The sequence below is a fragment of the Ammonicoccus luteus genome (assembly GCF_050880385.1).
Classification (GTDB): domain Bacteria; phylum Actinomycetota; class Actinomycetes; order Propionibacteriales; family Propionibacteriaceae; genus Enemella.
On the sequence record NZ_JBNZCI010000002.1, the window covers coordinates 393,102 to 406,874 of the forward strand.

General features: G+C 68.1%; 13 protein-coding genes. 8 read left to right on the top strand and 5 right to left on the bottom strand.

Annotation, left to right across the window (positions count from 1 at the left end):
• The first annotated feature begins 89 nt into the window (after positions 1-89).
• From nhaA to dprE2, 6 genes are all read left to right on the top strand, one after another.
• Positions 90-1,322, top strand: a complete 1,233-nt coding sequence (gene nhaA / locus ACQ260_RS07175) for a Na+/H+ antiporter NhaA (RefSeq protein WP_432558734.1) — start codon at positions 90-92, stop codon at positions 1,320-1,322.
• 170 nt (positions 1,323-1,492) lie between these two features.
• Positions 1,493-2,002: a hypothetical protein gene (locus ACQ260_RS07180; protein WP_432558735.1), complete on the top strand. Its 510-nt coding sequence runs from the start codon at positions 1,493-1,495 to the stop codon at positions 2,000-2,002.
• 135 nt (positions 2,003-2,137) lie between these two features.
• Positions 2,138-2,668, top strand: coding sequence for a phage holin family protein (locus ACQ260_RS07185; protein WP_432558736.1), 531 nt, complete (start codon positions 2,138-2,140; stop codon positions 2,666-2,668).
• A 1-nt stretch (position 2,669) separates the two neighbouring features.
• The gene (locus ACQ260_RS07190; RefSeq protein ID WP_432558737.1) at positions 2,670-3,518 is read left to right on the top strand and encodes an ROK family protein; all 849 of its coding nucleotides are present in this window, start codon (positions 2,670-2,672) and stop codon (positions 3,516-3,518) included.
• A 10-nt stretch (positions 3,519-3,528) separates the two neighbouring features.
• A complete protein-coding gene (gene dprE1 / locus ACQ260_RS07195) occupies positions 3,529-4,950 on the top strand; it encodes a decaprenylphosphoryl-beta-D-ribose oxidase (protein WP_432558738.1) in 1,422 nt (473 codons plus the stop codon).
• A gap of 20 nt (positions 4,951-4,970) precedes the next feature.
• Positions 4,971-5,732: a decaprenylphospho-beta-D-erythro-pentofuranosid-2-ulose 2-reductase gene (gene dprE2 / locus ACQ260_RS07200; RefSeq protein WP_432558739.1), complete on the top strand. Its 762-nt coding sequence runs from the start codon at positions 4,971-4,973 to the stop codon at positions 5,730-5,732.
• A gap of 25 nt (positions 5,733-5,757) precedes the next feature.
• Here dprE2 and ACQ260_RS07205 read toward each other — a convergent pair whose 3' ends face one another.
• Both ACQ260_RS07205 and ACQ260_RS07210 read right to left on the bottom strand, forming a co-directional pair.
• Positions 5,758-6,426 carry a response regulator gene (locus ACQ260_RS07205; protein WP_432558740.1) on the bottom strand — a complete coding sequence of 223 codons (669 nt, stop codon included), beginning with the start codon at positions 6,424-6,426 and terminating at the stop codon, positions 5,758-5,760.
• A complete protein-coding gene (locus tag ACQ260_RS07210) occupies positions 6,423-7,586 on the bottom strand; it encodes a sensor histidine kinase (protein WP_432558741.1) in 1,164 nt (387 codons plus the stop codon). Before ACQ260_RS07210 ends, ACQ260_RS07205 begins: the two co-directional genes overlap by 4 nt.
• A gap of 116 nt (positions 7,587-7,702) precedes the next feature.
• Here ACQ260_RS07210 and ACQ260_RS07215 point away from each other — a divergent pair, with 116 nt between their 5' ends.
• Positions 7,703-8,575, top strand: a complete 873-nt coding sequence (locus ACQ260_RS07215; protein ID WP_432558742.1) for a CPBP family intramembrane glutamic endopeptidase — start codon at positions 7,703-7,705, stop codon at positions 8,573-8,575.
• Positions 8,576-8,585: 10 nt separating this feature from the next.
• Here ACQ260_RS07215 and ACQ260_RS07220 read toward each other — a convergent pair whose 3' ends face one another.
• Complete coding sequence (locus tag ACQ260_RS07220; protein WP_432558743.1) at positions 8,586-8,960, bottom strand: hypothetical protein; 375 nt, start codon at positions 8,958-8,960, stop codon at positions 8,586-8,588.
• Positions 8,961-9,333: 373 nt separating this feature from the next.
• Between ACQ260_RS07220 and ACQ260_RS07225 the strand changes: the two genes are divergently transcribed.
• A complete protein-coding gene (locus tag ACQ260_RS07225) occupies positions 9,334-11,220 on the top strand; it encodes an MFS transporter (RefSeq protein ID WP_432558744.1) in 1,887 nt (628 codons plus the stop codon).
• A 122-nt stretch (positions 11,221-11,342) separates the two neighbouring features.
• Here the strand turns inward: ACQ260_RS07225 and ACQ260_RS07230 are convergent, their stop codons facing one another.
• Together ACQ260_RS07230 and ACQ260_RS07235 are read right to left on the bottom strand one after the other, a co-directional pair.
• Positions 11,343-13,076 (bottom strand): glycerol-3-phosphate dehydrogenase/oxidase, encoded by a 1,734-nt coding sequence (locus ACQ260_RS07230; protein WP_432558745.1) that lies wholly within the window; start codon positions 13,074-13,076, stop codon positions 11,343-11,345.
• Between the two features lie 47 nt (positions 13,077-13,123).
• Positions 13,124-13,693 carry an NUDIX hydrolase gene (locus tag ACQ260_RS07235; protein ID WP_432558856.1) on the bottom strand — a complete coding sequence of 190 codons (570 nt, stop codon included), beginning with the start codon at positions 13,691-13,693 and terminating at the stop codon, positions 13,124-13,126.
• Positions 13,694-13,773: the final 80 nt, after the last annotated feature.

The window sequence follows — 13,773 nt, forward strand, 5'->3', positions numbered from 1 at the left end:
ACGACGCCGACCGGACCTAATAGGCTGCCCCCTGGTGTGCCGGGAAGTCTGGTCGGCGTTCGTCTGTCCATGCCCGAAGAGGAGCGCCCGTGCCCGTTCAGTCCCCCCGCGGCCCCCGCCCGCCCGGCGAAAGTCGCGTCTTCCGCCTCACGGCCGATGACCTGCGAGTGTTGCCGAATTTCCTGCGCCGGGAGACGGTCGGCGGCGCCCTCATGCTGCTCGCCACAATCCTCGCGCTCACCTGGGCCAACCTGGGCCCGGAGATCTATGAGGGGCTTCGGCAGACCCATATCGGTCCGCTGACCGTCCAGCACTGGGCTACGGACGGGCTGCTCACGATCTTTTTCTTCGTCGCCGGCATGGAGCTCAAGCGCGAATTCGTTTCGGGTTCCCTTGCCGATCCGAAGGCGGCGCTCGTCCCGGTCGTCGCGGCGCTGTGTGGCATGGCCGTGCCCGCCGGGATCTATGTCGCGGTCAACCTCGCCATGGCCGACGGCCACATGAGCGGCTGGGCCATCCCCATGGCCACCGACATCGCGTTCGCCCTCGCGATCCTCGCAGCGGTGGGCTCGAAACTCCCGGTCGCGCTCCGCGCCTTCCTGCTCACGCTCGCGATCGTGGACGACCTCGGCGCGATCCTGGTGATCGCGGTCGTCTTCACCTCCGACCTGAGCCTGGCGTGGCTGGGCGGCGCGCTCCTCTGCGCGCTGGTGTGGTGGATCCTCCAGCGCAAACAGATCGACCACTGGTTCCTCTATGTCCCGCTGTTCGTCGTCACTTGGTGGTGCATGCTGTCCAGCGGCGTTCACGCGACGATCGCCGGTGTGCTCCTCGGCCTGCTGTCCCGGTCGGTCGCTGCGGATCCGGAGGACCCGGTCGACCGCTGGAGCCATTTCTGGCACCCGGTGTCCGCCGGGTTCGTGGTGCCGATCTTCGCCCTGATGGCCGCCGGGGTGCGGGTCACACCGGATGCGCTCGTGGACATGATCACGTCCCCAGTCGGTCTTGGCATCGTGCTCGGCCTCGTGGCCGGCAAGATCCTGGGCGTCTGGGGCGGTGCCTATCTCACGACCCGCTTCACACGGGCCAAGCTGGCGCCCGAGGTGCGCTGGTCCGAGGTCTTCGCCGTCAGCATCCTCGCCGGAGTCGGCTTCACAGTGGCGCTGTTCGTGACCGAACTGGCCTTCCCCGGCCATCCGGAACTGCTCGAGCAGGGCAAGGCTGCCGTCCTCACCGCGTCGGTGATCGCCGCCGTCCTGGCCGCGATCGCACTCCGGGGCCGCATCCGCGCACGGGAGCGCAGGGTCGCGGGCATCGACTGACGGAGGGGGCCCCGGTGAGAGTCCGACGGAGCTCTGCCGCACCCGGCAGCCCTCGGAACACCTCCGTGAGCACAGCCTCATCTTCGGCTCACGCGTGACTCATGTCGGCGTCCTAGCGTCGGTGACAGCCGATCGGTCCGATCGGCCCGACGATCAAGGAGTCACCCCCGATGAAGCGCACCGTCTCCCTCGTTTTCGCCACCGCAGCCCTCGCCGGTTCGGCAATCGTCCTGTCCGCTCCCATCGCTCATGCCGACGACTACGTGTGCCGCGGCACCATCACCAACCGCTCGATCGACGGCGACGTCGTGGTCCCGAGCGGCGCTACCTGCACGATCAACGGCGGCGATATCGACGGCAACGTCAAGGTCTATCGCAACGCGACCGTCCACGTGAACGGGACCACCGTGAAGGGCAACCTCCAAGCCGAGAACCATCGCCACGTGGCCTCTGCCCGAGCCCGCATCGACGGCAGCATCCAGCTGAAGCAGGGTGGATCGGCCGACCTCACGGCCAACCGTGTGAACAGCGACATCCAGTCCTTCACCAACCGCGGTCGCCAGGTGTTCCGCTCGAACGTGGTGGACGGCAATCTCCAGTGCAAGGAGAACGTTCCGGCTCCGACCGGCGGCGCGAACATCGTGCACGGCAACAAGGAAGACCAGTGCCGCAGGCTGTGACCGGAGCCTGAACACCCCTTCCCCCACCCGACTGCAGCGGGCGGCCCACCTCCGGGTCGCCCGCTGCGGCGTACCCCTATCAACTCGCCGGACCGGGTATGGGCACTCGAACAGGTGGGCACTAGGCTCAGGCTCATGGCGCATGCATACGAATCGACCCGCACCGAGGCCGCGGCCCGCCCTGCGGCGATCGGCGATCTCATCAACCAGGTGAAGACCGACGTCCTGGAGCTGGTGCACAACGAGATCGCACTCGCCAAGGCCGAGTTGGTCCCACAGGCCAAGTTCGGCGGGATGGGTGCCGGGCTGTTCCTCGGTGCCGGCTATTTCGCTCTCAACGGACTGTCGCTGCTCTTCCTCAGCGGTGCCCTCGGCATCGCGCGGCTCTTCAACGCACCGACCGGCGGTGTCGCGCTGGGCTTCCTCATCATGGCGGTCCTGGTCTTCGTGGTGGCGGGCGTCCTGGCGCTCATCGGGCTGGTCTTCGTGAAGAAGGTCAAGGGCCCCAAGCGCACGGTCGCCCAGGCGCAGGCCTCCATCGAGACGATCAAGGACGCGGTCACCCGCGCCACGGCGGACGTCAAGACCCAGGAGCTGGAGCGCAAGACCTTCCGCCACCCCGAGACGGTTGACCCCAACCTCCGCAACCCCGGCGAGCTGCGGTGACGTGACGCCCGTCGGCGCGCTCGAGATCGGCGGCAGTCACGTCAGCGTGGCGATGGTCGATGGCGGGGGTGGCGTTGGGGGGTACGCACGATTCCCGCTCGACTCGACCGGGTCGTTGACGTCTTTTCTGGCCACGGTGGCTGCCGCCGTCGCCGCGGTGGGTGATGTCCCTTCGGCCACCCGCTGGTCCGTCGCGATCCCGGGGCCGTTTGACTATGCCCACGGCGTGGGCGGGGTCCATCCAGCGGGCAAGTTGGCAGGCCTCGCCGGCGTCGATGTCCGGGCCGCGCTGGCGCCCGTGCTGGGCACCGAAGCCATCGAATTCGTGAACGATGCCACCGCCTTCGCGCTTGGCGCCTTCGAGCTGCACGCCATCGGGAGCAAGCTGCTCGCGCTGACCTTCGGCTCCGGCATCGGCTCGGCCTTCATCGAGGACGGTGCCGTTGTGCTCGACGACCGCGTCCCGCCGGCCGGGGAGGTCTATCGCCTGCCGGCGGGGGGAGGCACGATCGAATCACGGTTCGGACCAGCCGCCCTGGCCGGCGCCCGAGGGTTCGACTCGTTCCGCGCCCTTGCTGAGCACGCGCGCACCGATCCCACCACCGCCGCTTGGACCCGTGCCGAATTCCAAGCGCTGGCGGATGCCCTCGCCCCTTGGCTGCGAACCTTTCGGCCCGACACCGTGGTGTGCGGCGGCGGGGTGTGTCACGCATGGGACCTGTTCGGGGACGCCTTCACCCAGCGGCTCGCCGGCCACACGGAAGAGAGACTGCGGGTGGCGCACGTGGTGGACACCGAACAGATCGCGCTGCTCGGTGCCGCACGGGTCGCCGCCCAGTCGGTGGAGTAGCCTGCAGGGCGTGGCACTCGAGATCAAAACCACGAACCAGAAACTGACCGGCTGGGGGCGGACGGCCCCGACCGCCGCCCAAGTGTTGTCCACCCCTGATGTGGAGGTGATCGCCGCGGCGGTCGCCCGGGTCGCGGAGGACAACGACGCCAAGCCGAGCCATCTGCGCCGCGGTGTCATCGCCCGCGGGCTCGGTCGGTCCTATGGCGACGTGGCCCAGAACGCCGGCGGCCTCGTCGTGGACATGACCGCGCTGCGCCGGATCCACAGCATCGATGCCACCACCGCCCTGGTGGATCTCGACGGCGGCGTCGATCTCGAAACCCTGATGAAGGCGGCGCTGCCGTTCGGCCTGTGGGTCCCTGTCCTGCCGGGCACGCGTCAAGTCACGATCGGCGGCGCGATCGGCAACGACATCCACGGCAAGAACCATCACAGCGCCGGCTCCTTCGGCAACCACGTCACCGAGATGCAGCTTCTCGTCGCCGACGGGCGGGTGCTGACGGTGGGGCCGGACGGCACCCCGGACGACCCGGACGGCGAGATCTTCTGGGCAACCGTTGGCGGCATGGGCCTGACCGGCATCATCCTGCGCGCGACGATCCGGATGACCAGGACCGAGACCGCCTATTTCCTCGCCGACGACGACCGCACCAATTCCCTGGACGAAACAGTGGCGTTCCACAGCGACGGGTCGGAACACAACTACACCTATTCAAGTGCCTGGTTCGACGCGATCTCGGCACCGCCCAAGCTTGGCCGCGCGGCGATCTCCCGCGGCAATCTGGCGACGCTCGCGGAACTGGAGGAATATGCACCGAAGCTTGCCAAGGACCCGTTGGCGTTCAACGCGCCCACGCTGTTGACGTTCCCCGATATCTTCCCGAACGGCCTCGCCAACAAGTGGACGTTCTCGCTGGTCGGCGAGGCCTATTATCGAATGGGCGGGACGAGCCGCAACAAGATCAAGAATTTGACGCAGTTCTATCACATGCTCGATCTCTTCGGTGAGTGGAACAGGGCGATGGGTCCCGCGGGATTCCTGCAATATCAGACCCTCGTGCCGATGGATGCCGTCGAGCCGTTCAAACAGATCATTCGCGACATCCAGAAGTCCGGACACTATTCCTTCCTCAACGTGTTCAAGCTGTTCGGCCCGGGCAACAAGGCCCCGATCTCCTTCCCCATGGCCGGCTGGAACGTGTGCGTTGATTTCCCGATCAAGAAGGGGCTCGGGGAGTTCTGCGACGAACTCGACCGACGGATCATGGAATTCGGCGGCCGGATCTATACGGCAAAGGACTCCCGCGTCTCGGCTGAAAACTTCCGGCGGATGTATCCACGGACCGACGAATTCATCGCCACCCGCCGCCGGGTCGATCCCAACTCCGTGTTCGTGTCCGACATGGCACGACGTCTCGAACTCGTGTGACCCAACGATTGGACAATGCAGTGATCAACGCCGTCGGGAATCCCCAGAAACTGCTCCTGCTCGGGGGCAGCTCCGAGATCGGCCTCGCCATCGTGGCCGAATATCTCGCGAAACACCCCGCAAGGGTGGTGCTCGCTGGGCTGTCCGATGACCCCGAGCGGGAGGCCGCGCTCGCCGCGGCCCGCGCCGCGGGCGCGACCGACGTCGAGTGGATCGACTTCGACGCGCTTGACTTCGCGTCGCATCCCACGACGATCGATGCGGCTTGGTCCGGTGGGGACGTCGATGTCGCGATCGTCGCGTTCGGCGTCATGGGTGACCAGGAAGAGGCCTGGCAGGACCAGCCGAAGGCCGTGTTCGAGGCGCAGGTGAACTATACGGCTGCCGTCTCCGTCGGGGTGCTGCTCGGCCAGAAGATGAAGACCCAGCGTTATGGCCGGATCCTCGCGATGAGCTCCGCTGCCGGCCAGCGCGTCCGGCGCAGCAACTTTGTCTATGGCTCCACGAAGGCCGGGCTGGACGGCTTCTATCTCAACCTCGGCGAGGCGCTGGCACCATTCGGCCCCTCGGTCACGGTCATCCGCCCGGGCATGGTGCGCACTCGCATGTCCGCCGGGATCAAGGAGGCCCCACTCACCGTGGACAAGGGCGAAGTCGCCAAGCTCGCGGTCGAGGCTTCCAACAAGAAGAAGCCGGTCATCTGGACCCCGCCGCTGTTCGAGCTGGTCATGCTCATCCTGCGGCACATCCCCCGACCGATCTTCCGGAAGCTCCCGATCTGAGAATCCACGGCGCCACGGACGGGCCTCACTCGCCGGACAGCGCTCGATAGAGCGCCAAGGCCAAGCCGGTGCGGTCGCGCTGGCCGAGTTTGCGCAGCAGGCTCGACACGTGGTTCTTGACCGTGCCCTCGGCAATCACGAGCTCGGCAGCGATCTCCGAGTTGGTCAACCCGCGCGCCACCCGCTCGGCAACCAGACGTTCGGTCCTGGTCAGCATCGCGAGTGGGTCCTCCACATCGGCTGCTTCCGATGTCAGAGCGATCCGCGCCACGCGCGGGTCGATGACCATCCCGCCCTCGGCGACCGCGCGAATCGCTTCGGCAAGCCGGTCGGTCGAGACGTCCTTCAGCAGGAACCCCGATGCACCGGCGCCCAGCGAGCCCCGGACGATGGCCTCGTCATCAAAAGTAGTGAGGACCATGACGGCCGTCCCCGGATGATCCGCGACCACCGCCCTGGTGAGCTCCAACCCGTCCATCCCAGGCATCCGGGCATCCGTCAGCACCACGTCCGGGGCACAACGCGGCAGGACCGCCAGCGCCTCCCGTCCGTCCGCGGCCTCGCCCACGACCACCAAGTCATCCTCGGTCTCCAGCAGCATCCGCAGCCCCCGCCGCAACAGTTGCTGGTCGTCCACCACGAGCAGGCGGATCACCTCCGAACTGGACATATTGGGCTGGCGCTGGCCGTTCACACTCCGCTCCCCACCGGGATCGAGCCCTGCAACACGACCCCGTCGTCGTCCCGTTTCACCTCGAAAGAGCCGCCGAGCTCGCGGGCGCGCTCCGACAGCGACCGCAGCCCGAACCCGCCGTCGGCGGCCTGGCCGGGGGGCGGGGACTCCGGCGTACCCTCCCCCACAGCTCCACCGTTGTCCCGCAATTCGATCTCCATCCGCCCCTCGCGCCAGTTGACGGTGATCGCCACCTGGTCGGCCGCCGAATGCCGCAGGACGTTGGTGAGGCCTTCCTGGACGAGCCGGTACGCAAACAGCGATGCATCCTTGCCCAACTGCTGCTCGTCCCCGTTCTGGGCAACCCGGACGGTCAGGCCGGTCCCGCGGAAACTGTCCGCGATGGCCTCCAGCGCAGCGATCCCCTCGAGGTTGGGTTCGCGGGGCGGGTTCAGGGCGCGGACCCAGCGCCGCATGTACGCCAGCGCATCCTTCGCCTCGACCTGTGCGTTCTCGACCTCGGACCACGCCTGGGCGTCGTCGCGACCACGGACGCGGCGGGCGTACTCCAGACTCATCGAAATCAACGTCAACCGGTGGCCCAGGCCGTCGTGCAGTTCGCGCGCAGACCGTGCCCGCTCATCGGCCAGCATCAGCTCCTTCTCCGTGTCGATCGCCGCCCGCAGTTCCCGCAGCAACCGCTGGTTCTCCACCTGCTCGGCGCGAATCTGGCGCAGGGTCAGCCCCACGATGAGGCCGAGGGTCATGACGACGACGTTGCCGATCGTCTGGAACAACACCGCCGCCCAGCTCTCCCGGACGGACCAGGTCAAGGCCGCAAGCCCGACCACCACGGCCCCCGCGGCCCACAGCCCCGCGCGCAGACCAACCTCCAGCACCATGATCGCCAGTGCCAGCATCATAAAACCGACGCTGACGACGCCGGTGTCGGTGAAAGCCGTGCCGAACGCGCCGACGAGCAGCAGCGGCGGAGCCACCCGCGACCGCCCTCGGCGGTAACTGACCCAGGCCACGATCACCACAACGGTGCCGGCCAGACCGAGGCCCACCTCGCGCCACATGCCCTCCGCCGCCACGATGACGGCGGACACCAGCGTGAGCAGCACTTGCAGACCCACGAATACATCGACGAGGATCCGGGCGCGTCGCGTCGTCAACATGTGCTGATCGTAGGCCGCCCGCGCTCCACCCACCCCATGACGAAGGTCATGGGTCGTGCGCCAGGTCATGACCGCGGGCCCTGGGAGCGGTCGGGCGAATCCGGCACGGTGGACTCATGAGCACCCAACAGGTTTCCCCTCACACCGGCCGGACCTCCGCCGACCGACCGCGACTGCCGTGGCCGCTGCGGGTGCTGCTGTGCCTGCCGGCTCTGCTGATCGCTCTCTATGTGCCGATGATCGGCATTTCCGTCACGCCGCTCGGCGCCATGATGGCCGAGAACACCACGCGCGCAGCGCTGATCAACATCGCGATGTGCGCAATCGTGTGCATCCTCGCCGTGCTGGTCACCATGGCGTTGATGCGCCTGGTCGACCGGCGGCCGATGCGCGAGACCGGGTGGCGGTGGACCCGTTCGAGCGGCTGGCTGCTCGGCGCCGGGGTCGGCCTCGCCGCCCTGATCGTCGTCTCCACCACCCAACTCCTCGCCGCGCTCGGCCACCTCGAGCGGGTGGAGGTGCCCTGGGCGGAACTCGGGGTCGCCGCCGTCGCCGTCACGATCGCCACGCGGCTGGCCCAGGCGTTCTTGCTGCAGGGCATTCCCGAGGAGCTGCTGTTCCGTGGCTATCTGATGCAGACCCTGCGCGAGCGTCCGCGGCTGGCCCTCGTGGTGAGCACCGTGTTCTTCGGCGTCATCCACGTTGTTTCCACCGGCGGCCAGGCAAACCTGGCCGAGCGCTTTGTCTATCTCGCGACGCCCACCGGCTTCGGTTTCCTCGCCGGCGTGCTGGCGCTCCGATTGCGCTCGCTGTGGCCCGCCGTCGGCATCCATGCCGGGTTCCACGTCGGCAACCTGATCACCACCCTCACCGGTGTGAACACCAGCGATCCCACTGCCTGGGTTGGCCTGGGCCTAGTGTTCGCCGCCGCCGGTCTGGTCGCGCTCCGTGGCATCGACTGGTCCAGGCCCGTGAGCCTGGAACGTTGATCGCCCGGTTTCAGTCGAGCAGAACTTCCTCCACCCCGCGCGCGGTCGCCCATTCCCGGGCGGCTGCGCGCAGTGCTGTCTCAATGGGTGCGCGCGGGCAGTCCGCCCGCACGAACAGCCGCTCGGTGCGGAGGGTGCCCCCGCGCGTGCGCCCCGGCCAGGGCAGCGGCCGGAACCAGGTCGTGACCAGGAGCCCGGCGTGCGAGCCATCGGCCTCGGCCCACCAGGCGGGATGGAACTCCCGGGCACCGAGCCATGCGTCGGCGAAGCGGTCAAGGAAGCCGGGCACGGGAGTAAGACCCTCTGCACGGGCGGCCTGGAGGGTCAGCGCCGCCACCAGCAGCGCGTCGGCGCCACCGGCCTGACGGATGAGCACGCCCTCCATGGCCCTGAGCCTTCCACACCTATACCACTAGGGGAAACAGTCTCCTGAATCAGGTCCACAACGAATGCGTCTCGGTTTGGGACAATGCCCAGCGCCTCCTTGTGCCGTCCACCGGAACGGCGGCAAACTACGAGCCGCGGGGGGAATTCGAGACATTCCCGGCGTAAGGCGCTGTGGGAGGCGCTTTGTCGCAACATGTTCAAGACATCCGGGGTGCCCGCTAGGCAATTGTCCGGATGCCCTAGCCAAAGACACCTGGCACCCTAGGAGCGATCACTCGGGGAAAGTTCCGGGGCCAACACAGAAAGTGCAAGGAGGCACAATGTCGCAGGCAACTGCTGCACCACCTGCTATGGACTACGACAGTCCAGAAATGACCAAGAAGCGCCGCAGCACCGTGGGGTGGGTCATCGGCTTGGCCTTCATGGGCCTCGTCTTCGATGGCTATGACCTTGTCGTGTATGGCGCGGTCCTGCCCCGCTTCATGCTGGGCGACGAATCCACCGGCGTTCTCGGCCGTCAGATGCTGGCGCCGGAAGCCGGTGTCGTTGGTTCGTACGCCATGATCGGCGTCATGATCGGCGCCCTCGTCGCCGGCACCATCGGTGACATCATCGGCCGACGCCTGGTCGTCCTGGGCTCGCTGGCCTGGTTCTCGATCGGCATGCTGCTCAGCGCCTTGTCGTCGACCGTCCTGATGTTCAGCATCTGGCGCTTCCTCACCGGCCTTGGTGTCGGCGCCCTTGTCGGCATCACCGGCGCGATCGTCGCCGAGTTCGCCCCTCCGGGCAAGAAGAACCTCGCGACCGCGTTCGTCTATACCGGTGTTCCCATGGGCTCGCTGGTCTCCGCGCTGATCGCCATGAACGTTCTGCCTGCGATGACCGCCGACCTCGCCGATCAGCGCCGTGCGTTCCAGATCCTGTTCATCATCGGCGCCCTGCCGCTGGTCACCATCCTCCCGCTCGCCATCTTCAAGATGCCCGAGTCGATCGCCTGGCTGGCGTCGCGCGGCAAGATGGACAAGGCCATCGCGCTGTCCCAGAAGACCGGCGTGCCGATCCCGGAGGCTCCGCCCGTCCGCACCGACTCCGCCGCCCGCGCCAGCGACTCCCGCTCCGGCTGGGCCGGCCTGTTCGGCTCCTATTTCGTCGCGACCGTGCTCATCGGCCTCATCTCGGCCTCCTGCCTCCTGCTGGTCTATACCCTCAACACCTGGGTGCCGCGCATCATGCAGGGCGTTGTCGGCCCGACCGTCAGCCTGGCGCTGCTGTTGGTCCTCAACGGTGGCGCGATGGCCGGCACGATGTTCGGCTCGCGCTTCGCTGACAAGTTCAGCCCGCAGCGCGTCGTGGCCATCGGCTTCGTCGTCGGCGTCCTCGCCATCGGCGCCATCGGCCTGCTCGTCTCCGGCATCGATCTGCCGAGCGCCGATGCACAGAAGGCCGGCGAAACGGCCACCGTTGGCGGTGGGACCCTGGCTCTGCTGTGGCTGACCATCATCCTGGTCGGTGTCGGCACCTCCGGTGTCCAGTCGCTGATCTATGCGATGGCCGCCAACTACTACCGCACCAACGTCCGCGCCGCGGGCGTGGCCTGGACCGGCGGCTTCGGCCGACTCGGCGGTGTTCTCGGCCCGATCATCGGTGGCATCCTGGCCGCCACCTTCGCCGCCAACATCGAGAACATCTTCTATGTCCTCGCCGCGATCGCCCTCTTCGCGATGATCCTCACCCTGCTGCTTCCGAAGCCCAAGGTCGAGGCCGTCGCCGAGCAGCTCGATCCCTCCACGGGCGCCCATGCCGCGGCTGCGGATGTGCCCGCAGTCACCGGTTCGCGTCTCTATGACACGATCATGGTCGTCGTCGACGAGACCGGCAACGAGCTCACCCGTGAGCGCGTGTCCGAGTTCGTGTCCCTCACCGGCAAGAAGGTCCACCTGGTCTATCTCGCTCCCGAGCTGGTCATCGCGGGCGAGGTCAGCGACAACGACGCGGTCATCGACCCCCGTCACGTCGCCAACCTGCAGGACTATGTCGACCGGACCACGACCGAGGGCATCCCGTCCACCGGCCAGGTGCTCACCGCGACCCTCTATGGCCGCGGCGAGGCCGTCGTCGATCTGGCCGACCAGCTGCACGCCGACCTGATCATCCTCAACACCGAGGAAGGCGGCCAGCGCGCAAAGGCCGAGCTCGCCGAACAGGTGGCTCGCCACAACCCGAAGATGGCGGTTCTCATCGCCCGCTCGACCCAGTGATGTTCGACTGAGTCCAGCACCACATCAGCCCCCGGCCGCAAGGTCGGGGGCTGATGTGTTTCTTGGCTCGCCGCGGAGTCGGAGTGCGGTCCACGTCCGCGCCCGCGCCCGCGATGGGTCTGTCAGTCCCGATGCCCCACCAGCGGCACGAGATCGGGGGCGCTGAGGCGTACCCTCGCGGCCGCCGCATCATCCCGCTCCCCCGCCGCGGCCGCCACAGCCTCGACCCGGGCCCGCCAGGCGGCCTGTTCCCGCACGACATCGTCCGTGGACCAGCCGAGGATGGGCGCGACGACCTCGCAGATCTCGGCCATCGCCGCGACCCCGCGGTCGGGCGTCTCCATCGCCAGCCGGATGCGGTGGAGCAGGACGTCCTCCAGGTGCAGGGCACCCTCGCGGAGGGCGGCGAAGGCGACTTCGGCGCGAAGGTACGCAGGCGCTGCAGCCAGCGGCCGACCGAGATCCGGCTGCTCCTCGATCATCCCGATCAGCTCGCCGGCCTCGCTGCCGTAGCGGCCGATCAGATGCTCCACCCGCGCTTGGTCCCATCCCAGCCCGGGCGCGCGTCGCTGGAGGTCCGCACGCGCGGCGGCGACGCCGGAACCGCCGACGAGCGGGGTCTCGTGGGTGATCGACGGGTTCTGTTTGGCGCCGATGGTCCCGAGCGCGAAGTCGACCGCATCCTCGGCCATCGCCCGATAGGTGGTGAGTTTCCCGCCGGCGATCACGATGAATCCGGGGGCCAGCTCGCTGACCGTGTGCTCGCGGGAGACCTTCGTGGACGCGGTGGGGTCCGCAGGTTGCAGCAGTGGCCGCAGCCCGGCCCAGCTGCCGATCACGTCGGCCCGGGTGAGGTCGCTCGCCAGCACCGAGTTGGCCTGCTCGAGCACATAATCGATGTCCGTGGCCGTCGCCACCGGATGCAGCCGGTCGGGCTCCCAGACGGTGTCGGTGGTGCCGATGACCCAGTATCGCTGCCACGGAATGATGAACAGCACCGACTTCTCGGTCCGCAGGAACAGGCCCGTGTTGCCCCGGATCCGGCTCTTGTCGAACACGAGGTGGATGCCCTTGCTGGCCAGCACCTTGAGGCCCTCGGTCTCCCCCACTCCCGCGAGCCGCTCGGTGTCCTCGGTCCAGACGCCCGTGGCCGAGATCACCCGGCTGGCGCGGATCGTGTGTTGGTCGCCGGTCTCGAGGTCGACCACCGTCGCCCCGATCACCCGGTCACCGTCACGGTCGAGGGAGACGACCTGCGTCCGTGCGGCCGCGTACGCCCCGAACCGCGCCGCGGTCCGCACCAGGCCGATGACCAAGCGGGCGTCGTCGACGCGGGCGTCATAGAAGCGGATCGCGCCGACCAGCTGATCCGGGCGCAGGTCCGGGAACTGGCCGAGCGCCTGCGAGCGGGAATAGTGCTTCTGCAGCGGCACGCGGGCACCGTGCGAGCCGACCTGGGCGAGCGTGTCATAGAGGCCCACACCGACGGCGGAATAGCTGCGTTCGACGACGGGGGTCTTGAGGGGCCAGAGAAAAGGCTGCGCTGTGACGAGGTGGGGGGCAAGCTTCTCCAGCAGGAGACCCCGCTCGCTGAGTGCTTCGGCGACGAGCCCGAAGTCGAGGTTGTACAAATACCGCAAACCCCCGTGCACCAGCCGCGAGGACCTGGAGGAGGTGCCCGCCGCCCAGTCCTGCATCTCCACGATGCCGGTCCGCAGACCGCGGGTGGTGGCGTCCAGCGCGATCCCGGCGCCCGTCACACCGCCCCCGATCACGAGGACATCGAGGCCCTCGTCATCGCTCATCGCGGCCAGGGCCGCGGCTCGGGTCTGCCTGGTCAGTGCGCCGGGGGTCACGGTCCGATCCTTTCACTTCCACAGGGGCCGCGGAGTCACCGCACAACTCAATGCGTTGCCGTGTCCGTGCCCGGTTCCGATCGGGATCGGTCGCGCATGAACCGCGCGGGAATCTCGACCTGGTTGGCCCGGTTCCAGGACTTGGACCAGCCCGCAAGGTCGAGAAGACCGTCGAGGAGGTGGGCGGTGAGCCCCCAGATGAACAGGTCGTCAGCGACAAAGGCCGGCCCGCGATAACCGGACGGATGTCGGGCGATCCGACGGTTCGCCGGGTCGACGAGGTGGCTGACGGGGATGTGATGGACGGACTCGACCTCCCGACGATCCCGCGCATAGACCTCGTGCGGATCGACCCACCAGCCGACGACCGTGGTGACGTCGAATCCGGAGACCGCGACGTGGGCGGCGGGCAGCGAGCCGAGCAACCGCACGCTGTCACGACGGAGGCCGATCTCCTCGTCGGCCTCGCGGAGGGCAGCAGCTTCGACGCTCACGTCCCCCGGGTCCACGCCCCCGCCCGGGAACGCGATCTGGCCCGCGTGGTGCCGGAGGCTGTGGGCGCGTTCGAGCACGGTCAGGATCGTGTCGTCCGCGTGGACGGAGAAGAGGGCCAGCACCGCAGCCTGCCGGGCAGCCTGCCCAAGCCCCGGGCGCTCGGCGACCAGCTTCGCCCCCAGGTCGGGTTTGGTGAGGCCGC